The sequence below is a fragment of the Actinospica acidithermotolerans genome (assembly GCF_018139625.1).
Classification (GTDB): Bacteria; Actinomycetota; Actinomycetes; order Streptomycetales; family Catenulisporaceae; genus Actinospica; species Actinospica acidithermotolerans.
In genome coordinates, this window is record NZ_JAGSOH010000001.1 from 114,062 (window position 1) to 136,940 (window position 22,879).

Here is a 22,879-nt window from a genome sequence, read left to right on the forward strand (position 1 = left end):
TTCACCATGCCGCTCATCTCGGATCCTCGGGCGGTCACGATCGTCGCGCCCGAGCTCGCGCCGCTGGAGGGGCTGCTCGACGCGTTGGCGCCGCTCGGCACGGGGGATGTGTTCTGCGCGGCTCCGCCGGAGGACCCGGAGGAGGACGACTACTCGGACTATCTGGACGAGTACTCGTTCCCCTACTACACCGCCACCGTGTCGGACACGGTCGCGACCTTCCTGATCGAGATCGAGCGCGCGGATCCGAGCTCGGCGCAGACGCGGTACGAGGTGCACGTGACGGACTCGGGGCCGGGCGCCGATCGCCTGCGGTACCGGGTCGCGAAGGTCGTGCTGGAGCTGACCGGGGGAACGGCGTTCGGCGCGGACGGTGCGCCGACTGACTTGGCGGCGCCGTCGCAGGACCCGTTCGGCGCACTCTGGTAGTCACTGCCTGCTCCATTCGAGCGAGCAAGGCGTATATATCGTCCGACACGCCGGAGGCGCGCTGGGACAGTGGCGTCATGACAACCTGGACCTGGTTCCGGCACCGCTCCACCGCCTCTCCACCTCTGGGCGGCGATACGGCGGCCGTCCTGCGCAGCAGTCCTGTGCTGCTGCTTGCCGGGCCTCCAGCGGACGTCATGGTCAACCGGCTGCTGCGTACGTGGAATCCGCGTGCCCAGGTGGGCGGAGGGGCGGACGGTACGCTGGGCAGCTGCGCCATCGCTGACGGCGTGCGATGGGTCGGGCCGTTTCGGCTGGGCGCCGTCGGTGCTGCGGAGGCCGGATTGCCGCTCGGGTGGTCGACGGCGTACGCGGCGCAGGCGGAGCGCCGGCGGATGCGTGTGCCGGATGGGCTGGCGGCGGCCGAGGTGCGGGAGCGGTATCCGGACGGGATTCCGGTCGGTGCCGAGGCGGTGGCGTGGTCGCTGGTCACGGGGTTGGCGCGGCGGTTGGACGGCGCCGCGCGGCTTCCAGCGGGGGACCGTCGGCCGCGCAACGCGGGAAGTGTTGTCGCGCAACGGCCTGAGCTGCGGCAGAACACGTACTGCGTCTACGGGAACCAGGCGCTGCCGTGGTCCGTGCTGTGCTCGCTGCTCGCGCTCAGCCTGCCCGGGCTCGATCTCAACGGCGCGTTGGCGGACAACGACTACTGCCTCGATCGGACTGACACATTCGAGGTGCGGGTCGAGCCGTTCCGCGAGGGCGATTTCCTGCCGTACGCACTGCGTCCGCGGGCGACGGAGGGCTGGCCGTGCACGGTCTACCGCTTCCGCTGCCTGTCGCGGGCGACGAGGACGGGCGCGGCCCACGCTGACCTGCAGCTGCGCGGCGCACCCCACGCCGACCTGCAGCTTCGTGCGGATGTCCAGCTGCGTGCCGCCGCGTTGGAGCTAGCCGATGTCGTCGGCGGCGCGCTGCTGGACGGGGAGGGATTCCCGGTGATCACCGAGCTTGCGCGGCAGCGCCGGTAGTCGAGACGCCCCCGCAGTCCTCGATCGTGTCGCACTCCACGGCGCCGAGAACGGCTCCGGTCACAACGGTGCCGGTCACGACCAGCTTCCCCGGCGCCGCCTGCACGGTCGCGCCGCCGGCGACGCCGCTGAAGTCGATGACCGCCTGGTCGAGCCGCAGCGCGTTGCCCGCGATGACGTTCACGCGGTCGTGCGTGTTCAGCATCAGAGTGAGCTGCGCGGTACAGCGGGAGTCGGGGCAGCGCTCCGTGAGGTAGAGCGTCTTGCCGATCACGTTGGTCGAACGCACCGGATCATCGAACACTGTCGAGGTGTCGACTGCGTTCACCGTCACGCCGGTACGGCCGTCCGTCTGGCCGAGTACGGACACCGAGATGTCGCCGTCGAGGACGACGTCGACCACGTCGATGTTGTTGAAAGTCTGCGAATTCGAGCTCGTGTGCCGGGTGACGTGCAGGACCACGTCGGTCGCGCCGCCGAAGATCGCCAAAATGATCAGCGTGGATGCGAGAGCGACTGCCGATCGCAGCAGGGCGCCGAACCATATTCGTGCCTTGCCGCTGGATCCGGTCATGAAGAAGCTGCCCTCCGAGTGGGTATCGGTGGAGGGCAGCCTACTCCAGTTGTGCCAGTCTCCTACTTCACCGAACGCAGCAGCAACTGCGAGACATCAACGACCTCCATCGATTCCGGCACCTCACCCGCCTGCTTACGCGCGGTGATCGAGTCGCCGAGCATCACCAGGCAGTAAGGACAAGCCGTGGAGATGACGTCAGGATTCGTGGACAGCGCCTCGTCGACGCGCTCGGTGTTGATGCGCTTGCCGATCCGCTCCTCCATCCACATCCGCGCGCCGCCCGCGCCGCAGCAGAAGCCCTTCTCCTTGCAGCGGTGCATCTCGGTGTTGCGCAGGCCCGGCACCTTCGCGATGATCTCGCGCGGCGGGGTGTAGACCTTGTTGTGCCGGCCGAGGTAGCACGGGTCGTGGTAGGTGATGTTCTGCTCGATCGGGGTGATCGGCGTCAGCCGGCCCTCGTCGACCAGAGTGTCTAGCAACTGCGTGTGGTGGATGACGTCGAAGTGGCCGCCGACCTGCGGGTACTCGTTCGCGAGCGAGTTGAAGCAGTGGGGGCAGGTGGCGACGATCTTCTTCACGGGCTTGTCCCCGAAGACCTCGTTGAGCATCTCCACGTTCGCCATCGCCTGCATCTGGAACAGGAATTCGTTGCCCAGCCGACGTGCCGGGTCGCCCGTGCAGGACTCCTCGCCGCCGAGGATCGCGAACTTGACCCCGGCGATGTGCAGCAGCTCGGCGAACGCCTTCGTGGTCTTCTTCGCCCGGTCCTCCAGGGATCCGGCGCAGCCGACCCAGTACAGGTACTCGACCTCGTCGAGGTTCTCGACGTCCTCGCCAAAGACCGGGACCGGGAAGTCCACCTCGGAGATCCAGTCCAGGCGCCTCTTCGCGGGCATGCCCCAGGGGTTGCCCTTGTTCTCGATGTTCTTGAGCATCGTGCCGGCCTCGGACGGGAACGCCGACTCGATCATCACCTGGTAGCGGCGCATGTCGACGATGTGGTCCACGTGCTCGATGTCCACCGGGCACTGCTCGACGCACGCGCCGCAGGTGGTGCAGGACCACAGCGCCTCGGCCGCGATCACCGCGTTCTCCTCCGGCGAGCCGACGAACGGCCGCGCGGCCTCGGCGAGCACGTCGTGCGGGACGCCCTTGAGCATCTCCTCGGTGGCCTTCTCCTCGCCGGCCATGTCCAGGCCGCCGCCCGCGAGCACGTACGGCGCCTTCGCGTGCGCGTTGTCCCGCAGCGCGAGCACCACCAGCTTCGGGCTCAGCGGCTTGCCGGTGTTCCACGCCGGGCACTGGTCCTGGCAGCGGCCGCACTCGGTGCACGTGGAGAAGTCCAGCAGGCCCTTCCAGCTGAAGTCCTCGACCTTCCCGACGCCGAAGACCGCGTCCTCGTCCGGGTCCTCGAAGTCGATCGGCACGCCGTTCGAGAGCATCGGGTTCAGCGCGCCGAGCGCGGTGGTGCCGTCTTCCTTCTTCTTGAACCAGATGTTGAAGAAGGCGAGGAAGCGGTGCCAGGCGACGCCCATGTTGGAGTTCAGCGAGATGGTGATCATCCAGGTGAAGGAGATCACGATCTTGAGTGCGGCGACGGCCCAGATCACGTTCTGCAGCGTGTCGACGGAGGCGTTCTTGAACAGCGCCTGGGCGATCGGTGCGGAGAAGAAGTACTCCATCGAGAACTTCGAGCCGTTCTCCAGCGCCGCCTCGGCTCCGCGCAGCGTCAGGATGCACAGCATCACGCCGAGGATCACGTACTCGACGAAGTACGCCTGCCACATCACCGAGCCGAAGAACCGCGACTTGCGGCCCTTCTTCGAGGGCAGGTTCCTCAGCCGCACGCCCATCAGGAACACGATCGCCAGCAGGCCCGCGACGGTGAAAAACTCGCTGACGAACTGGTACGGCCACCAGTGCCCGATCACCGGGAGCTGGAAGGTCGGCGAGAACAGCTGGCCGAACGCCGTCACCAGCGTCAGGAACAGCAGTCCGAACGACACCATGACCAGCCAGTGCGCGGCGCCGATCGAGCGCTTGCCCTTGCGCGCCAGCCGGGTGTGCGCACCGAACTCGATCACGAGGTTCCTGGTGCGCGCCCACGGGTTGCCGGTGCGCCCGGGCGCGGGCTGGCCCATCGTGATCGTCCGGTACATGCGGACGAGCACCTGGCCGAAGAGGGCGATGCCCACCGCGGCGATGCCCAGCGAGACGATGATCGCGGCGATCTGCATTTCGGTGCGGACTCCTTCGGGGACAGGTCTGCCCGGAGGCAGGTCTGCGTCGACGTCCGCAGTCTACTCACGAGTAACTTATTTGGCGACCATGGACTGAACGCTCATTCAGTCTGACTTATCGGACAGAATAGGACACCTCGCCACGCGGTGCCCTGGTCCGAACCGGTAGCCAGGGGCGATGCGGGGCGAGGTGTGACTAATGCCACTCGTGAGAGCGGCTGATATTCAGTTGTTCGAGCGGTCGCCGCCAGGTCGGCGGCGAGGATGCTCAGTTGCTCGGGAAGAAACCGAAGGCGTCGAGGACGACCTGCGCGGTGCCCGTGCCGCCGATGTACATGCCGAGGTCGTAGGAGTCGAAGTTCTTGTCCAGGACCGTGCCGGCGGAGACGACGGCGGTGTTCGGGATCGTCTGGCCCTTCACCCAGTTCAGCGTCGAGGTGCCCGGCAGGGCGGTCGCGCTGCTGTTGTACGGGTAGAGCTCGAGGTATCCGGCGCCGGTCGTGCTGGTGACCGTCGCGTTCAGCACGAACGCGGTCTCGCCCGTGTCGTAGGTGATCGGGAAGGGCACCGTCTTGCCGGCCGAGAGCGGGCCGTCGAAGACGCCGTTGCCCTTCACCCGCGAGTCGTAGAGCCGCGTGGGCTCGTACAGCGGGACGTAGGTGCTGCCGCCGTCGGCCGAGGGCAGGTAGTACCCGGACACGTCGGCGATCAGGTCGACGGTGCCGCCGCTGCTGTTGTACAGGGACAGCTCGCCGGTGCCGGTGCCCGAGGTGCCGAGCGGCACGATCGCGCTGTTCGCGACGGTCTGGCCGATGGCGTAGTTCACGTTGGACGTCGACGTCGGCGTGCCGTTGCCGGCGTACGCCGTGATGTTGCCGTTGTGCGTGCCGTTGGTGACGGTGATGTTCAGCTGGACGGCCGTCGCGGTGCTGGGCACGGTGCCGTCGCCGGCGACCTTCAGAGTCACCGTGCCATCGGAGGCGACCTTCGCGACCTTGCCGGTGCCGGTTCCCTTGCGGGTGTCCAGGATCCGCTTCGGGGTGACCGGCTTGTAGGTCGACGCCGCCGAGGTCGTGTAGTAGCCCTCGACGTCCGCGACCATCTGCGTCACGCCCGAGGAGTTGTTGTAGAGGTCGACCACGCCGTCCGCGCCGACCGGCACGACGACCAGGTTGGCGACCGTCTGGCCCTTGCCGAAGTTCAGGTTCGAGGTGGACGGCGCGGTGAGCGAGTAGCCGTCGGCGTCCTCGTCGTTGTACGCCGTGACCACGCCGCTGGCGGTCGGCTGGGTCGCGGTGACGTTGAGCACGACGGCGGTGATCCCGGCCGGGACCGTGTTGCCGGAGGTGCCCGCGCCGGTGACCTGGAGCTTCACCGTACCGTGCGCGGCGACCGCGCCCTTGGTCGCGCCGGTGCCGATCCGGGTGTCCAGGATCCGGACCGGACCGTACGGCGTGTACTCGGAAGCGGTCTGCACGAGGACGCTGTTCGTCGCGGTGTCGCCGCCCGAGCCGTCGTCCAGGGTGGCCGTGATGGTGTACGTGCCGACGGCGGAGTACGTGTAGGGCTCCTCCAGGCTCGTGGTGCCCTGGGCGACCGTGTAGGTCTTCGGCGTGCTGCCGTCGCCCCAGTTGACCGTCAGCGTCGCGCTTCCACTGTTCAGGCCGGAGATCCCGGCCACGAGCTCCATGCCGTAGGCACTCGTCTGAACGGCGCCGATGGCGATCGTCAGGTCCGGGTTCGTCGTCGCGGCCGTCGTGTTGGCCTTGATACCGCTGGACGACACGGCGTGCCGGGAGTAGACCGACTTGCTGGCGGGGCTGCTGAAGTTCAGGGCCCCGTTCTTGGATGCCGCCGAGCCGAAGACGCTCGAGGCGGCGGAGTGCGGCGTCGTGGACGCCGCGGCGAAGCTGGGCGCGAGGGCGATTCCGAAGGAACCGGCCAAGGCCAGCGGTACCAGAATTCTGCGGTGCTGCACCGCGTCCCTCCCCAGGGAACGGTCCTGCGCGACAGAAGCACAGGACAAGGAAACCAAGCAACTGACCATATCGCTCTTGAGCTCCCCTCACCACGAACTCATGTCACAGTTCCTCGACAGCCAGAGAACATATCGGCGCAGGTAAGACGCATGATTTCTCATGAATGCGAAGGGCGCCCGACCCCGAGGGGTCGAGCGCCCGGTGTTCACGGGTGGCGCGGCGGCGTCACTGGCTCTCGAAGACTCCGAAGAGGTCGAGGATCAGCTGGGCGGTGCCGTTGCCGCCGAGGTAGATGCCGAGGTCGTACGCGCCGAGCGAGGTGTCCTCGACCGTGCCGGGAGAGGCGAACGCCAGGTTCGGCACCGTCTCGCCCTTGAGGTAGTTGAGGTTCGACCCCGTCGGCAGCGCGGTCGGCTTGTTCGGGTTGTACGGGTACAGCGCCAGCACGCCGTTGCCGGTCGTCTGTGTCACCGTCGCGTTGAAGACGAACGCGGTCTCGGTGGCGACGTCGGTCAGACCGAGGTAGTACGCGAAGTCCGTGTACAGCGGGACGCTGCCCGTGCGGGTGTCGAGCAAGCGCTGCGGGCTGTCGAGCGGGAGGTACGCGGCCGCCTTGGTCGACGTCGTGGTGGAGCTGTAGTAGCCGTCCACGTCGGCGATCAGGTCGACCGGGCCGGCGCTGGTGTTGTGGAAGGTGACCTTGCCGCTGGACTGCAGCGGGACCACGGACATGTTCGCCACGGTCTCGCCTGCCGCGTAGTTGACGTTCGAGGCGGTCGGCATCGACTCGTCCGCGGGGTACGCGGTGATGTCGCCGATGTGCGTCGAGTTCACCACGGTCAGGTTCATCGCGACCGCGGTCACGCCGCTGGACGGGATCGTGCCGCCGTCGGAGCCGGCGACGCTCAGCGTGATGCTGCCGTTCGCCGGGATCTTCGCGACCTTGCCGGTGCCGATTCCCTTGCGGGTGTCGAGGATCCGGGCCGGGGTCACCGACACGTACTTGCTCGTGTTGGCGGTGGTGAAGTAGCCGGCGACGTCCGCCACGAGGTGCGTGGTGGCGGCCGCCTTCGCCGAGGAGTAGTAGAAGTCGACGACGCCGTTCGCGCCGACCGGGACGACCACCAGGTTCGGCACGGTCTGCCCGGCGCCGAAGTTGAGGTTCGAGGTGCTCGGCAGGCTCTCCGCCGCGCCGGAGGAATCCTCGTCGCCGTAGACCGAGACGTAACCGCTGCCGGTCGAGTCGGTCGAGGTCACGTTGAGCACGACGGCCGTGATGCCGCTCGGGATCGTGTTGCCGCTGGTTCCGGCACCGGTCACCTGGAGCTTGAGCGTGTGCTTGTTCGCCAGCGGGGCGGCGGACGAGGTGCCCTTGCCGATCCGGGTGTCCAGCAGGCGGGTCGGGCCGTACGCGGTGAACTCGGAGCCCGCGGTCTCGGCGCCGGTGATCGAGTTGGTGGCGATGTCGCCCTCGCCGTCGCTCACCGTCACGGAGATCGTGTAGGTACCGAGCTTGGAGTAGACGTGCGTCTCCGTCGGCGCGGTCTCGTTGTCGACGGTGGTCGTCTGGCTGTCACCCCAGTTGATGGTGACCGAGAGATCGCCGGTGCTGGACGTGTAGTTGCTGACCGTGGTGTCCAGTTCGACGCCGAACGCGGAGATGTCGCCGCCGGACAGCGAGACGCCGAGGTTCGGGTTCGGGGTCGCGATCTGGATGGCGCCGCGCGACTTGTAGCCGGAGTCGCCGTAGAAGTCCGTGGTCAGCTCGCCGGGAGCACTCAGGTTCGCCGAGTTGGCCGCCGGCGACGAGGACGAGGGCGCGGCCTGGATGTTCGCCGACTCGTTGTCGCGGATGTACACGCCGCCGAACGTCGTCGTGTCGTTCGTGTCATGCGTGCCCTGATTCGTCGCGGACTGGAAGCTCGCGACCGTGGAGTAGGTCGCCCCGCCCCAGGAATACGGTGCCGTGGCGGCGTCGGTGCTCGTGACGTCGAAGTCGTTGTAGTCGCTCACGGTCGACGCCGTCGACCCTGCGGCGACGGTGATGTCCGGCGACCAGGTCGAGCAGGTCGAAGGGTAGCCGCCCATCGCGTAGTCGAAGGACGCGTTGGTGTCCTCGAGCACGTTGTTATAGAGGTAGACGGCGGTCGACGAGCCCTCGACGTCGATGCCCGAGGCGCAGCCGCGCTGGATCGTGTTGCCGGTCACGTCGAGTCCGGCGACGCCGGTCGCGATGATGCTGGAGTCCGCTATCAGGTCGCTGGCCAGCGTCACGTTCTGCGCGCCGGAAGCGATTCGGACTGCGGCGTAATTCGCGCTCCAGCCGCCGGTGTCCACGTACGTCCGGCTGACCGTGACGTCATCGGAGGTGCCGTCGATCGTCACGCCGTCGTGGTTGCCGTAGGCGTATCCGCCCAGATAGTCGGAGTCGAGCGTGATGTTCGAGGAGTTCTCGATCGCCACGTCCGCCGAGTTCTGGGACGCGAGCATCATGTTCTTGATCGTCACGTTCGTGACGCCGTCGAGCGTGATCGCCGCCCCGGTCGTGTGCGCCAGCCAGGACTGCGTGCTGGTGCCCACGATGGTGAGGTCCGACGTGGTGATCGTCACCGGCGACTCCGAGAAGTACCCGACTGAGCCCTCGACGTCGATCGTGTCACCGGGCGAAGCGGCGTTGACCGCGTCCTGCAGAGCGCAGTACGGGTTCGCCGACGTTCCGGTGCCGGTGTCGGTGGAGCACGAGAAATCGCCGGTCGTCGCGTAGATCGTGGTGCCGGTCGAAGTCGCCGATGTGGCTTGGGCCGTGGCGGCCTTCTGCACACGGACGGACTTCTTCGCGGGCGAGCTGAAGGTCTTGAGCCCGGCCGCGTTCTCGGCCGCGGTCGAAGCGGAGTGAGTGGTCGTGAGGTGTGATCCGGTCGTCTGGGCCGGAGTCGCCGCCTGCGCGAGGGCAGGCGTGAATGCGATACCCAAGCTGCCCACCAAGGCCATGGGTGCCGCGAGTCGGCGGTGTCGCACCGCGTCCTCCCCTATGTGAACCCGCGCTCAGAGAGCGCTGAGCAACGTTGCAAGAAGGCGGACTCTACCGCTTGTGACAACGCCTCACAACGCTCTGGCGTCACGGTTCCACCACAGACGGGGGGCTTATCAGTTCAGGTAGTACCCGTGGTCCTCGTTGAGGGCCTCGTGCTCCTCGAGGCGGAGCTGGGTGCGGGCGGGCTCGGCGTCGGCGATGGCCTGGACCAGCAGGCCGGCGAGGACCATCGGGGCGGCGTGGGAGTCGAAGACGAGGCGGGAGCCGACGGGGGCGGCGAAGACGGCGTCGGCGTGCTCGGCCCAGGGGGCGAGGCGGGAGTCGGTGACGAGGGCGATCTTGAAGCCGCGGCGGCGGGCTTCGTCGAGGACTGTGATCGCCTCGGCGGCGTAGCGCGGGAGCATGAAGGCCAGCAGCCAGGTGCCGCCGGCCTGCCTCGCCTGGAGCAGCAGGTCGAAGGCGGCGGAGCCGGCGCTGTCGACGAAGCGCACGTCGGGGTGGATGCGCGCCGCGCTGTAGGTGAAGTAGTAGGCGACCGGGTCGGACATGCGCAGCCCGAGGACCGGCAGGCACGCGCTGGCGGCGAGTTCGCGGCCCACCGCGGCGATGCCCTCGGGGTCGGCGGCGAGGGCGTGCAGGGTCGCGAGGTTCTGCTCTTCGGCGGCGATGGCGGCCTGGAACTCGTTGCGGCGCACGTCCTGCGGGGTCTCGGCGACCGAGCCGAGGACGATGGGGCGCAGGGCCTCGCGCAGCGCCGGGTAGCCCTGGAAGCCGAGGGCGGTGGCGAAGCGGCTGACGGCGGGCTGGCTCACGCCGGCGCGCTCGGCGAGGTCGACGCTGTTGAGGAACGCGGCCTCGGACAGGTGGTCGATCAGGTACTGCGCGATGCGGCGCTGCGCCGGAGACAGCCGCCGCCCGTCGAGGAGGGCGAGCAGCTGCTCCGACGCCGCCTTCGTCTGTTCCATCGCAGGAACCTTAGCTGAGCGGACCGGTCACGGCCTCGACGGCGGCGAGCACCGAGCCGTCGCGCACGGCCTGCTCGGCGGCGCGCATCTCGACCGACAGGAAGCGGTCGGGGCCGGGGCCGCCGACGCCGCCGGCGCGCAGGACGGCGACGGCCGCGGCGGTGGCGGGGGCCGGGGTCAGCGGGGCGCGCAGGTCGAGGGCGCGGGCGGCCGTGAGCAGTTCGATGGAGAGGACCTTCGCGAGGTTCTCCAGCGAGTGGCGCAGCTTGCGCGCGGCGGACCAGCCCATCGACACGTGGTCCTCCTGCATCGCGGAGGACGGGATCGAGTCGACGCTCGCGGGCGCGGCGAGGCGCTTGGCCTCCGAGACCAGGGCGGCCTGCGTGTACTGGGCGATCATCAGGCCGCTGTCGACGCCCGGGTCGTCGGCGAGGAAGGGCGGCAGGCCGTGCGAGCGCGCGACATCGAGCATCCGGTCGGTGCGGCGCTCGGCGATGGAGGCGACGTCGGCCGCGGCGATGGCCAGGAAGTCCAGGACGTAGGCGACGGGCGCGCCGTGGAAGTTGCCGTTGGACTCGACGCGGCCCTCGTCGATGAGCACGACGGGGTTGTCGATGATCGAGGCGAGCTCGCGGCCGGCCACGGACGCGGCGTGCGCCACGGTGTCCCGCGCGGCGCCGGCGACCTGCGGCGAGCAGCGCAGCGAGTAAGCGTCCTGGACACGGTTGCAGGTGTCGGGCTCGCGGTGCGAGGCCATGATCGCGGAGTCGGCGAGTACGCGCATCAGGTTGTCGGCGGACGCGGCCTGGCCCGGGTGTGGCCTTATCGCGTGCAGTTCGGGCCGGAAGACGCGGTCGGTGCCGAGCTGCGCCTCGACGCTCATCGCGGCGCTGATATCGGCGATCTTGAGCAGCTTCTCGAAGTCGCGGATCGCCATGATCAGCATGCCGAGCATGCCGTCGGTGCCGTTGATCAGCGCCAGGCCCTCCTTCGGCGCGAGCTCGACCGGGGCGATGCCGTGCGCCGCGAGGACGGGGCCGGCCGCGGTCTCCCTGCCGTCCTCGCCGATGACCTCGCCTTCACCCATCAGGACGAGCGCGACATGGGAGAGCGGCGCCAGGTCACCCGAGCAGCCGAGCGAGCCGTACTCGCGCACGGCCGGGGTGATCCCGGCGTTGAGCAGCGCGGCCATCGTCTCGGCGACGATCGGGCGCACGCCGGTCTGCCCGCTGGCGAGCGTCTTGAGCCGCATCAGGATCAGCGCGCGGACGACCTCCGGCTCGACGATCGCGCCGAGGCCGGCGGCGTGCGAGCGGATCAGCGAGCGCTGCAGCGCGGCGCGCAGCTCCGGGTCGATGTGCCGGGTGGCCAGCGCGCCGAAGCCGGTGGAGATGCCGTAGGCGGGGGTCGGGGCGGCGGCCAGCTCGTCGACGAGGGCGCGGCCGCGGGCGAGCGCGTCCAGGGCCTCGGCGCCGAGTTCCACCTTCGCGCCGCCGCGGGCCACGGCCAGCACGTCGTCGAAGCTCAGCTCGCCCTTACCCAGAGTTACGACCGTCACGGGTCCTCCACTGCCGAAATGAATAGCTCCATGCGGTTGACCGCACCCATGAATGATTGCATAACATGACTGGTGGCTCCACCATCGATTCGGAACTCAGCAGAAGGCGAGCACTGCGCATGTACGGTCCCCGGCCCGTCGCCGCTCCGCGCGGCACCGACCTCAACACGCTCGGCTGGCAGCAGGAGGCCGCCTACCGGATGCTGCAGAACAACCTCGACCCCGAGGTCGCCGAGCACCCGGACAAGCTGGTCGTCTACGGAGGCACCGGCAAGGCCGCCCGCGACTGGGCCAGCTTCGAGGCGCTGCTGCGCACGCTCAAGACGCTGAAGGCCGACGAGACGATGCTCGTGCAGTCCGGAAAGCCGGTCGGCGTGATGCAGACGCACGAGTGGGCGCCGCGGGTGATCCTGGCGAACTCGAACCTGGTCGGCGACTGGGCGAACTGGGACGAGTTCCGCCGCCTCGACGCCCTGGGCCTGATGATGTACGGCCAGATGACGGCCGGATCGTGGATCTACATCGGCACGCAGGGCATTCTGCAGGGCACGTACGAGACCTTCGCGGCGGCCGCGGCCATGAAGTTCAACGGCACGCTGGCCGGGACCATCACGCTGACCGCGGGCCTCGGCGGCATGGGCGGCGCGCAGCCGCTCGCCGTGACGATGAACGACGGCGTCGCGATCTGCATCGACTGCGACCCGCGCGCGATCACCCGCCGGATCGAGCACCGCTACCTGGACGTGCAGGCCGATTCGCTGGACCACGCGCTGCGGCTGGCCGTCGAGGCGCGGGACGCGCGCCGCCCGCTGTCCATCGGAGTGCTGGGCAACGCGGCCGAGCTGGTTCCGCAGCTGCTCGCGATGAACGCGCCGATCGACATCGTCACCGACCAGACCTCGGCGCACGACCCGCTGTCCTACCTGCCGCTCGGCGTCGCGTTCGAGGACATGAAGTCGTACGCGGAGTCCGACCCGGCTGGCTTCACGGCGCGGGCGCGCGAGGCGATGGCCAAGCACGTCGAGGCGATGGTCGGCTTCCAGGACGCGGGCGCGGAGGTCTTCGACTACGGCAACTCGATCCGCGGCGAGGCGAAGCTGCACGGCTACGAGCGCGCCTTCGATTTCGCCGGGTTCGTGCCGAAGTACATCAGGCCGCTGTTCTGCGAGGGCAAGGGCCCGTTCCGCTGGGCCGCGCTCTCCGGAGACCCCAAGGACATCGCCGTCACCGACCAGGCCGTGCTCGACCTGTTCCCGGAGAACGAGTCGCTGGCGCGCTGGATCAAGATGGCCGGCGAGCGCGTGCACTACCAGGGCCTGCCGGCCCGGATCTGCTGGCTGGGCTACGGCGAGCGGGACAAGGCGGGCGTGCGCTTCAACGAGCTGGTCGCGAGCGGCGCCGTCCAGGCCCCGATCGTGATCGGCCGCGACCACCTGGACTGCGGCTCGGTCGCCTCGCCGTACCGGGAGACCGAGGCGATGCTCGACGGCTCGGACGCGATCGCCGACTGGCCGCTGCTGAACGCGATGATCAACGTCGCGTCGGGCGCGTCCTGGGTCTCGATCCACCACGGCGGCGGCGTCGGGATGGGCCGCTCCATCCACGCCGGGCAGGTCTCGGTGGCCGACGGCACGCCGCTGGCCGCGCAGAAGCTGGAGCGGGTGCTGGCCAACGACCCGGGCATGGGCGTGATCCGGCACGTGGACGCGGGCTACCCCCGGGCGATCGAGGTGGCGCAGGAGCGCGACGTGCGCGTCCCGATGCGCGAAGGGGCAGAGGGCTGAGCATGGAACTGCCGTCCACCGAGGAGATCGAGATCGACGAGCTGTGGCGCTCGCTGCTGCCGCTCGGATACCACGCGGCCAGCGGCGGCTACCGCCGCTTCGCCTGGAACCGGGCGGATCTCGCCTGCCGCGCCTGGTTCACCGCGCAGGCCGCCGATCGCGGCCTGGCCGTGCGCACCGACCGCAATGGAAACCAGTGGGCCTGGTGGGGCGCGGACCTGCCCGGCAAGGCCCTGGCGATCGGCTCGCACCTGGACTCGGTGCCGGACGGCGGCGCGTTCGACGGCCCGCTCGGGGTGGTCAGCTCGTTCGCGGCGGTGGACCTGCTGCGCGCGGCGGGCTGGGCGCCGGAGCGGCCGATCGCGATCGCCAACTTCGCCGACGAGGAGGGCGCGCGCTTCGGCGTGGCCTGCGCCGGCTCGCGACTGCTGACCGGGCAGCTGGCTCCGGAGCGTGCCCGGGAGCTGACCGACGCCGACGGCGTCACGATGGCCGCCGCGATGGAGGCCGCCGGCCGGGATCCCGACGCGATCGGCCGGGACGACGAGCTGCTCGACCGGATCGGCCAGTACGTCGAGCTGCACATCGAGCAGGGGCGCGCCCTCGTGGACCTCGACCGCCCGGTCGGCGTCGCGACCTCGATCTGGCCGCACGGCCGCTGGCGCTTCGAGTTCGGCGGCGAGGCGAACCACGCCGGCACCACCCGGCTCGAGGACCGGCGCGACCCGATGCTGACGTACGCGTACACCGTGCTCGCCGCGCGCAAGAAGGCGGCGGCGCACGGCGCGCTGGCCACCTTCGGCCGGATCCTCGTGGAGCCCAACGGAACCAACGCGATCCCGTCCAAGGTCAGCGCGTGGCTCGACGGCCGCGCGCCCGACGAGGCGACGCTGAGCGCGCTGCTCGGCGAGCTCGAAGAGGCCGCGCGGGAACGGGCCGGTCGGGACGGTGCGTCCTTGTCCGTCGTGAACGAGTCGCTGACCCCGATCGTCGAGTTCGACCACGTGCTGCGCGATCAGCTCGCGAAGTCGCTGGACGGGGCGCCGGTGCTGCCGACCGGGGCCGGGCACGACGCGGGCATCCTGGCCGCGCGCATCCCGACCGCGATGCTGTTCGTGCGCAACCCGACCGGCGTCTCGCACAGCCCGGCCGAGCACGCGGAGATTGCCGACTGCCGGGCCGGGGTAAGCGCCCTAGCCCGCGCGGTCTCCGATTTGGCCGGCGGATCGGCGCGACTGGGAGCGGCTTGGTGACCTCGTACCTCGCGGAATACGCGTTCGTGCACGGCGGTGTCGAGACGAACGTGCTGATCGAAACGGATCAAGGGTCGATCACCGGGCTGAGGACCGGCGTCGCGGACCCGCCGGCCGACGTCGTACGGCTGACCGGATTCACCGTGCCCGGCCTGGCGAACGCGCACTCGCACGCCTTCCACCGCGCGCTTCGCGGACGGACGCAGGTCGGCGAGGGCACGTTCTGGACGTGGCGCGAGCAGATGTACGCGGCCGTCGCCGGGCTGAATCCGGACACCTACCGCGAGCTCGCGACCGGCGTCTTCGCCGAGATGGCGCTGGCCGGGATCACGAACGTGGGCGAGTTCCACTATGTGCACCACGCGCCGGGCGGCGCGCCGTACGCCGACCCGAACGCGATGGGTCACGCGCTGATCGAAGCGGCGCGGGCGGCCGGAATCCGGATCACGCTGCTCGACACCTGCTACCTCGCCGGCGGCATAAGAACGCCGATGAATGAGACGCAGCGGCGTTTCTCGGACGGCGATGCGCAGGCCTGGGCTTCGCGCGTCGAGGCGCTGCGTGCCGCGTATGCGGGTGCGCCGGATGTGCTGGTGGGCACGGCGATCCACTCCGTGCGCGCGGTGCCGGTTGATCAACTGGCGACCGTCGCGAAGGCCGCCGACGAATGGTCGGCGCCCCTTCACGTGCACCTTTCCGAGCAGCGCGCGGAGAACGACGCCTGTCTCTCGGCGTATCACCGGACTCCGGCGCAGTTGCTCGAGCAGCACGGCGCGCTCGGCCCGCGGACCAGTGCCGTGCACGCGACGCACCTGTCGCAGGTGGACATCGACATCCTCGGTGACACCGCGACCAGCGTCTGCATGTGCCCGACCACGGAACGGGATCTCGCCGACGGCATCGGCGCGGCGCGCTGCATGTTCGAGGCCGGTTCGCCGATCACGCTCGGCTCGGACAGCCACGCGGTGATCGACCTGTTCGAGGAGGCTCGTGCGGTCGAGCTGGACGAACGGCTCAGCACCGAGCGGCGCGGCCATTGGCCCGCGACCGATCTGCTGACAGCCGCGACCTCCGCGGGCCACGCGAGCCTGGGCCGCGCGGACATCGGCACCATCGCCGTCGGGCAGGGCGCCGACTTCGTGACGGTGAACCTCGACTCGATCCGCCTTACCGGCACCGATCCGCGCAACGCCGTCGAATCCGTTCTCTACGCGGCGACGTCCTCCGATGTGCGGCATGTCGTCGTCGGCGGCCGGGTGATCGTCTGGGAGGGTGTCCATCTGCTCGTGGACTCCGCGCCGCAACGGCTCGGCGCGGCGGTGCGGCAGGTGATGGGATGAGCAGGAAATCGCTGCTGGTCACGGGGATCGGCGAGCTGACCGTCAACGATCCACAGGCTGTGGATAACTCCGCGGACCGGGCGGGACGACGCGAATCGAGGCCGGAGCCGGCCAGTAACACCGCCTTCGCCGTCGAGGACGGCAAGATCGCGTGGATCGGCCTGGCCATCGACGCCCCGGCGGCCGACGAAGTGCTCGATGTCGCAGGCCGCGCCGTCATTCCGGGCTTCGTGGACAGCCACGCGCACCTCGTGTTCGCGGGCGACCGAGCCGCCGAGTTCGCCGCCCGGATGACCGGAACCCCGTACTCCGCGGGCGGAATCCGCACGACCGTCGCCGCCACCCGGGCAGCCGACGACGTCCAGCTGCGCGCCAACGTGCGGCGTCTGGTGCACGAGATGGCGGCGCAGGGTACGACGACGGTCGAATGCAAGACCGGCTACGGCCTCACGATCGAGGACGAGCTGCGGGCGTTGAAGATCGCGAAGGAGGAGTGCGATGCCGCGACCTTCCTCGGCGCGCACGTCATCCCCGCCGAGTACGCCGATCGCCGCGCCGACTACGTGGACCTCGTCCGCGGCCCGATGCTCGACGCATGCGCCGAATACGCCGACTACGTGGATGTCTTCTGCGAGCGCGGCGCCTACGACGAGGCGGAGACGCGGCTGATCCTGGACGCGGCGAAGGCCCGCCGAATCCCGGTGCGCCTGCACGCCAACCAGCTCGGCCACGGCCCCGGCGTCCGGCTCGCCGTCGAGTACGGCGCCGCGAGCGCGGACCACTGCACGTACCTCGACGACAAGGACATCGAGGCCCTCGCGGGCTCCGAAACGGTCGCCACACTGCTGCCCGGAGTGGAGTTTTCCACAAGGTCTCCGTACCCGGACGCGCGGTCCCTGCTCGACGCCGGAGCGCGCGTGGCGATCGCGACGGACTGCAATCCAGGATCCTGCTACACGTCCTCGATGCCGTTCTGCCTCGCCCTCGCCGTCCGCGAGATGCGCATGTCCCCAGGTGAGGCGCTCATGGCCGCTACCCTCGGGGGAGCGCACGCGCTCGGCAGGACCGACATCGGGCACCTCGCCCTCGGCGCCAGGGCCGACTTCGCGGTCCTCGACGCGCCGAGCTATCTGCACCTCGCGTACCGTCCGGGCGTGCCACTTATCCACAGCGTGTGGAAGAACGGTCGCAAGTCTGTATCAACATGACGGAGCCCCGGCGGATTCACATCCGCCGGGGCCCCATCTGTCATTCGGCCGTCCGAAGACTCAGCGTCAGCTGGCGCTGAAGTATCCGGACAGGTCGACCACGAGCTGCACCGTGCCCGACGCGTTGTTGTAGAACGTCACGCCGCTGTTGGACTGGACGACCGCCATGTTCGGGATCGTCTGGCCCGTGCCGAAGTTGACGTTCGACACGTTCGGCAGGCTGCCGTTGAGCGGGTAGACACTCACGAATCCGCCGGAGGCCGGCTGGGTGACCGTCACGTTGGAGATGATCGCCTTGTAGGACGAGGGCAGAGCCAGGTTCAGCTTGCCCTTCGCGGCGATCGCACCGCTGGCGTTCTCGTTCTTGCGGGTGTCGACCACGCGCACCGGGCCGAGCGGGTGGTACACATCGCCGCTGGTACCGGCGGTGTAGTAGCCCGCGATGTCCGCGATCACGTCCACCGAACCCGAGATCCCGCCGTTGTAGAAGTCGACCGTGCCGTCCGAGCCCACCGGAACCATGACCATGTTCGCCACCGTCTGGCCGGTGGAGAAGTTCACGTTCGAAGACTGCGGCCGGGTGGTCAACGAGTTCGGGTACGCCTCGATGTAGCCGCCGCCGGTCGCGTTGGTGACGGTGACGTTCATCGCGATGCCGGTGATCCCCTTCGGGATCGAGAGCGTCGCCGTGCCGCCGATGGCGGTGATGGTCGTCGTCGACTTGGTCGGGTCGCTGACCAGGAGCTTGACGGTTCCGCCGGCGGCTACCTTGGCCTTCGCCACGCCGTTGCCGCCGACGCGCGTGTCCATCGCGCGGATCGGGGTGACCGGCGTGTAGCTGGAGCTGGTCACGCTGCTCACCGTCGTCGAGGTGGTGAAGTAGCCCTCGAGGTCCGCGATGAACTGCACGGTGCCGGTGGAGTTGTTCGTGATCTTCACGGCGCCGTCGCTGTTGAGCGGGACCACGACCAGGTTCGGCGTGGTCTGCCCCGCGGTCCAGTTCAGGTTCGAGGTCAGCGGCTCCGTCGAGGTGGCCGGGTAGACGGTCGCGTTGCCCGCGCCGCTCGGCTGGGTCACCGTCACGTTGAGCACGGCGGCCGTCGCGCCGGTCGGCACGCTGTTCTTGCCGGTGATCTGGACCGTCACGCTGGCGTTCTTCGCGATCGGACCGGTGACGCTGCCGACCTGGGTCTTCGCGCGCGTGTCCAGCAGCCGGGTCGGGCCGTCGGCCTGGTAGTAGCTCGGCGCCTGGCAGACGATCGAGACGACGCCCGCAGCCTTCGGGGTGCCCCAGCCGGTGGCCATGTCGTAGCCGGTGCCGGCGGAGTAGCCGTAGGTCGCGCCGTCGGCGGTGATCTTGTTGGTGCCCGTGGTCACGTCCGTCGCGAACGCCGACGAGGCGGTCGAGGAGAGCGTGCCGACGGTGTAGAGCTGGTTGTTGATGGAGCCGGCGCTGCCGCCCACCTTGCAGGTGGTGCTGGCGTCGGCGAGCGCGATGATCGCGGCCCACACCGGAGCGGCGCCGCTGGTGCCGCCGACGATGCCGTAGGACTCGCCGGGGGTGTCGGTCGCGATTCCGTCGTCGTAGTACTCCTCGACGACGTAGCCCTCGTTCGGGTCCGCGAGCGCGGAGACGTCCGGCACCTCACGGCAGCCGGTGCCGCCCTGAGAGACGGTCGAGGTGCACTCGGCCGAGTAGCCCGAGGCCTTCGCCTTGGACTGCCACGTGGGCAGCGGCCAGGTGTTCGACACGCCGCCGCCGGAGGCGCCGCAGTCGGCGTTGGTGCTCTGGCACTCGTTCCAGGTGGACGGCGTCGGGTTGCTCAGGCCGCTCATCGTGGTGCCGCCGACGGCTGTCACGTACGGCTGGCTGGCCGGGTCGTCCACCGAGAGGACGGTGTTGTCCGCGGTCACGCCGGCGCCGTAGCAGTCGGTCGAGCCGGTGTCGCCGGAGGCGACCAGGACCGTCTGGCCCTGGGTCGCGGCCGTCTCGAACAGCGTGTTCTCCGAGGCCTGGAAGGTGGAGTCGCTGCTCTTGGTCAGGACCTCGCACTCTCCCCAGCTGTCCGAGATGACCTTCGCCGTGTCCGCCGAGATCATCGCGTTGAACACGTCGAGCACCTGCGAGTCGGTGGCGGTCTTCGCGTCCGGACCCGCGTAGTCGATGATGCTGGCGCCGGGGGCCAGGTTGGCGATGTTCTCGATGTCGAGAGCCGACTCGACGCCGACGTTGTTGTACATGTTCGCCGCGGCCGTCGGACCGCCGTCCACAGTCTGCTCGGTGACCGAGGTCGTCGAGTGGCCGTAGCAGGAGTCGATGTCGGCGACACCGCTCGCGTCGTAGCCCTCGAGCTCGAACACGCCGACGGTCACGCCAGCACCGTCGTTGCCGTTGGTCAGCAGCGAGTTCAGGCCGTAGATGCTCGAGATCGAGTCATCCGTGTAGTAGTTCGTGCCGTTCGTGAGGCCGTACTGGCTGAACACCTGCGAGATGCTCGAGCACGAGTTCACTGTGTAGTTGCTGGTGACCTTCGAGCCCACCGACGAGGCCTTGACCACGTGGTGCGTCGTGCTCGTGCGCGGCAGCGCGTAGTCGACGTCGTCGAGGCCGAGGATGCCGCTAACGTCGCCCGCCACCGAGGCGGCCACGGTCGGCGCGGTCGTGTTCGCGTAGAAGGTGCGGCCGGCCGCCTTGTAGCCCTTGATGCTCACGTTGAATGCATGCTCGGACTGCGCGACGGTGCCGGTTGCCGAGATGAACATCCCGTTCGACGACACCGAGCCCACGGTCAGGCCCTGAGCCCTGAGCGAGGCCTCGACGGCGGCGATCTCCGACTTCGAGGCGCCGAAGTCGGCAGCGACCTGGCTCGGCGTCAGGTAGTGGTGGTAGTAGGCCGAGTTCTTGTCGCTCACGCCGGCGGCGTACGCCGACAGAGCGGCGGCGTGGCCCGTGTTGAGCTCGACGTCGAGAGTCAGCTTCTTGGACGCCGCGGGAGCGGCGGCCGAGACCGTGTTGTGCGGCAGCGCCGGGGCGTGGCCCACCGCCACGTTCCCCGTCTGGGTTGCTGCCGACTGGGTAGCCGCGAAGCTCGGCGCCGCGCCGGCCAGCTGGCCCGCGCCGAGCGCGATACTGAGCGCGGCCGCGGGCAGCCCGAGCCGCCGCAGCGCGCCTGGACGCGAGGACGGACGGCCTATGCCGTCCGTCCCGCGCCCGAGTTGATCATTGTCCACCTGGGTGTCCCCATCCCTTGTGCTTGGTTGCGGGGCGAGGGCATAGGGCACTCCCGTTGACCTTCCACGGTCGGCCCCCGTCCGGTTCCCCTCTGTGCAGCCGCGCCGTGGCCGACCGTGGAATCGATCCGATCGGCAGACGCGCAACGCGCCATCGTACGGAGCCGACCGGTTCCCTCAGGACGCTTTCATGTAGCAGTTCTGTACCAAGGCCGACCTGGGGCGCGCCGCTCGCGGGGCGCCGGCGCACGGTGGCGGCGCGGCGGCCCGGCGAGGCGACTTGAGTCCGATCCGCTCAACGCCTACAGTTGAGCCTGTCGGACTCAACCCCAGGGCCCGGCCGGCTAGAGAAACTCCACGAGTTGCACAGTCCTATCCAAGGAGTCCCACGATGGCACGTCCGGTCGGCATCGACCTCGGAACGACGAACTCCGTCGTCTCCGTCCTTGAAGGTGGCGAGCCCACCGTCATCACGAACGCCGAGGGTTCCCGGACCACCCCGTCCGTGGTCGCCTTCGCGAAGAACGGCGAGGTGCTGGTCGGCGAGGTCGCCAAGCGCCAGGCCGTGACCAACGTCGATCGCACGATCCGTTCGGTCAAGCGGCACATGGGCACCGACTGGAAGATCCAGATCGACGACAAGTCCTTCACCGCCCAGCAGATCAGCGCGTTCGTGCTGCAGAAGCTCAAGCGCGACGCCGAGGCCTACCTGGGCGAGAAGGTGACCGACGCGGTCATCACCGTCCCGGCCTACTTCTCCGACTCCGAGCGCCAGGCCACGAAGGAGGCCGGCGAGGTCGCCGGCTTCAACGTGCTGCGCATCATCAACGAGCCGACCTCCGCCGCGCTGGCCTACGGGCTCGACAAGGGCGAGGGCGAGCAGATGATCCTCGTCTTCGACCTCGGCGGCGGCACCTTCGACGTCTCCCTGCTCGAGGTGAGCAAGGACGAGGACGGCTTCTCCACCATCGAGGTGAAGGCCACCAACGGCGACAACCACCTCGGCGGCGACGACTGGGACCAGGCCGTCGTGGACTACCTGGTCAACCAGTTCCGCAACGCGCACGGCGTGGACCTGTCCAAGGACAAGATGGCCATGCAGCGCCTGCGCGAGGCGGGCGAGAAGGCGAAGATCGAGCTCTCCTCGTCCTCCGAGACCAACATCAACCTGCCCTACATCACGGCCTCGGCCGAGGGCCCGCTGCACCTCGACGAGAAGCTGACCCGGGCGCAGTTCCAGCAGCTGACCTCGTCGCTGCTCGAGCGCTGCAAGGCGCCGTTCCACTCGGTCATCAAGGACGCCGGCATCTCGGTGCGCGACATCGACCACGTGGTGCTCGTCGGCGGTTCGACCCGCATGCCGGCCGTGGCCGACCTGGTCCGCGAGCTGACCGGCGGCAAGGAGCCGAACAAGGGCGTGAACCCGGACGAGGTCGTCGCGGTCGGCGCCTCGCTGCAGGCGGGCGTGCTCAAGGGCGAGGTCAAGGACGTCCTGCTGCTCGACGTCACCCCGCTCTCCCTCGGCATCGAGACCAAGGGCGGCATCATGACCAAGCTGATCGAGCGGAACACGACGATCCCGACCAAGCGCTCGGAGATCTTCACCACCGCCGAGGACAACCAGCCCTCCGTGCAGATCCAGGTCTACCAGGGCGAGCGCGAGATCGCGGCGTACAACAAGCGCCTGGGCATGTTCGAGCTGACCGGCCTGCCGCCGGCCCCGCGCGGCGTCCCGCAGATCGAGGTCACCTTCGACATCGACGCCAACGGCATCGTGAACGTCTCGGCGAAGGACCTGGGCACCCAGAAGGTCCAGTCCATGGTCATCACCGGCGGCTCGGCGCTCTCGAAGGACGAGATCGACCGGATGCAGCGCGAGGCCGAGCAGTACGCGGAGGAGGACCACCGCCGCCGCGAGGAGGCGGAGATCCGCAACCAGGGCGAGGCGCTGGTCTACCAGACCGAGAAGTTCCTGCGGGACAACGACGACAAGGTCCCCGGCGACATCAAGTCCGAGGTCGAGACGGCGCTGACGGACGCGAAGGCCGCGCTCGGCGGCACCGACATCGAGGCCATCAAGGACGCGACCGAGAAGCTCGCGACCACCAGCCAGAAGCTGGGCACCGCGCTCTACGAGCAGGCTCAGGCGTCGCAGACCTCCGCCGGCGCGTCCGACGGCCCGCAGGACGCGGCGCCGAACGACGACGTGGTCGACGCGGAGATCGTGGACGACGGTAAGAACTGACCCGC

General features: G+C 69.3%; 14 protein-coding genes. 7 read left to right on the forward strand and 7 right to left on the reverse strand.

The features are described from left to right. The first annotated feature begins 6 nt into the window (after window positions 1–6). Window positions 7–429, forward strand: coding sequence for a hypothetical protein (locus KDK95_RS00450; protein ID WP_212515911.1), 423 nt, complete (start codon window positions 7–9; stop codon window positions 427–429). Between the two features lie 77 nt (window positions 430–506). Next, window positions 507–1,460, forward strand: a complete 954-nt coding sequence (locus KDK95_RS00455; RefSeq protein WP_212515912.1) for a hypothetical protein — start codon at window positions 507–509, stop codon at window positions 1,458–1,460. Here the strand turns inward: KDK95_RS00455 and KDK95_RS00460 are convergent. The 6 genes from KDK95_RS00460 to hutH form a co-directional block, all read right to left on the reverse strand. Next, the gene (locus KDK95_RS00460; protein ID WP_212515913.1) at window positions 1,432–2,034 is read right to left on the reverse strand and encodes a hypothetical protein; all 603 of its coding nucleotides are present in this window, start codon (window positions 2,032–2,034) and stop codon (window positions 1,432–1,434) included. The genes KDK95_RS00455 and KDK95_RS00460 overlap by 29 nt on opposite strands. Before the next feature lie 62 nt (window positions 2,035–2,096). Beyond that, entirely contained in the window at window positions 2,097–4,274 is a 2,178-nt protein-coding gene (locus KDK95_RS00465; RefSeq protein WP_212515914.1) for a (Fe-S)-binding protein, read from the reverse strand. 271 nt (window positions 4,275–4,545) lie between these two features. After that, a complete protein-coding gene (locus KDK95_RS00470) occupies window positions 4,546–6,255 on the reverse strand; it encodes a hypothetical protein (RefSeq protein WP_212515915.1) in 1,710 nt (569 codons plus the stop codon). Between the two features lie 226 nt (window positions 6,256–6,481). Next, window positions 6,482–9,229, reverse strand: a complete 2,748-nt coding sequence (locus KDK95_RS00475; RefSeq protein WP_212515916.1) for a beta strand repeat-containing protein — start codon at window positions 9,227–9,229, stop codon at window positions 6,482–6,484. A gap of 174 nt (window positions 9,230–9,403) precedes the next feature. After that, complete coding sequence (locus tag KDK95_RS00480; RefSeq protein WP_212515917.1) at window positions 9,404–10,255, reverse strand: MurR/RpiR family transcriptional regulator; 852 nt, start codon at window positions 10,253–10,255, stop codon at window positions 9,404–9,406. A gap of 10 nt (window positions 10,256–10,265) precedes the next feature. Beyond that, the gene (gene hutH, locus KDK95_RS00485) at window positions 10,266–11,813 is read right to left on the reverse strand and encodes a histidine ammonia-lyase (protein ID WP_212515918.1); all 1,548 of its coding nucleotides are present in this window, start codon (window positions 11,811–11,813) and stop codon (window positions 10,266–10,268) included. A gap of 119 nt (window positions 11,814–11,932) precedes the next feature. Between hutH and hutU the strand changes: the two genes are divergently transcribed. From hutU to hutI, 4 genes are read left to right on the forward strand one after another with little or no spacing between them, the layout of a single operon-like run. Next, on the forward strand, window positions 11,933–13,597 hold the full coding sequence (gene hutU / locus KDK95_RS00490) for a urocanate hydratase (protein ID WP_212515919.1): 1,665 nt from the start codon (window positions 11,933–11,935) through the stop codon (window positions 13,595–13,597). Window positions 13,598–13,599: 2 nt separating this feature from the next. Continuing rightward, on the forward strand, window positions 13,600–14,850 hold the full coding sequence (locus KDK95_RS00495; protein WP_212515920.1) for an allantoate amidohydrolase: 1,251 nt from the start codon (window positions 13,600–13,602) through the stop codon (window positions 14,848–14,850). Continuing rightward, the gene (locus KDK95_RS00500; protein ID WP_307844029.1) at window positions 14,847–16,190 is read left to right on the forward strand and encodes a formimidoylglutamate deiminase; all 1,344 of its coding nucleotides are present in this window, start codon (window positions 14,847–14,849) and stop codon (window positions 16,188–16,190) included. The genes KDK95_RS00495 and KDK95_RS00500 overlap by 4 nt, the downstream gene beginning before the upstream one ends. Further along, entirely contained in the window at window positions 16,187–17,398 is a 1,212-nt protein-coding gene (hutI, locus tag KDK95_RS00505) for an imidazolonepropionase (RefSeq protein ID WP_212515921.1), read from the forward strand. The genes KDK95_RS00500 and hutI overlap by 4 nt, the downstream gene beginning before the upstream one ends. A 66-nt stretch (window positions 17,399–17,464) precedes the next feature. On the opposite strand, the gene KDK95_RS00510 is transcribed toward hutI, so the two are convergent. Then, on the reverse strand, window positions 17,465–20,629 hold the full coding sequence (locus KDK95_RS00510; RefSeq protein WP_212515922.1) for a S53 family peptidase: 3,165 nt from the start codon (window positions 20,627–20,629) through the stop codon (window positions 17,465–17,467). Between the two features lie 391 nt (window positions 20,630–21,020). On the opposite strand from KDK95_RS00510, the gene dnaK reads away from it, so the two are divergent. Beyond that, window positions 21,021–22,874, forward strand: a complete 1,854-nt coding sequence (dnaK, locus tag KDK95_RS00515; protein ID WP_212515923.1) for a molecular chaperone DnaK — start codon at window positions 21,021–21,023, stop codon at window positions 22,872–22,874. Window positions 22,875–22,879 lie beyond the last annotated feature (5 nt).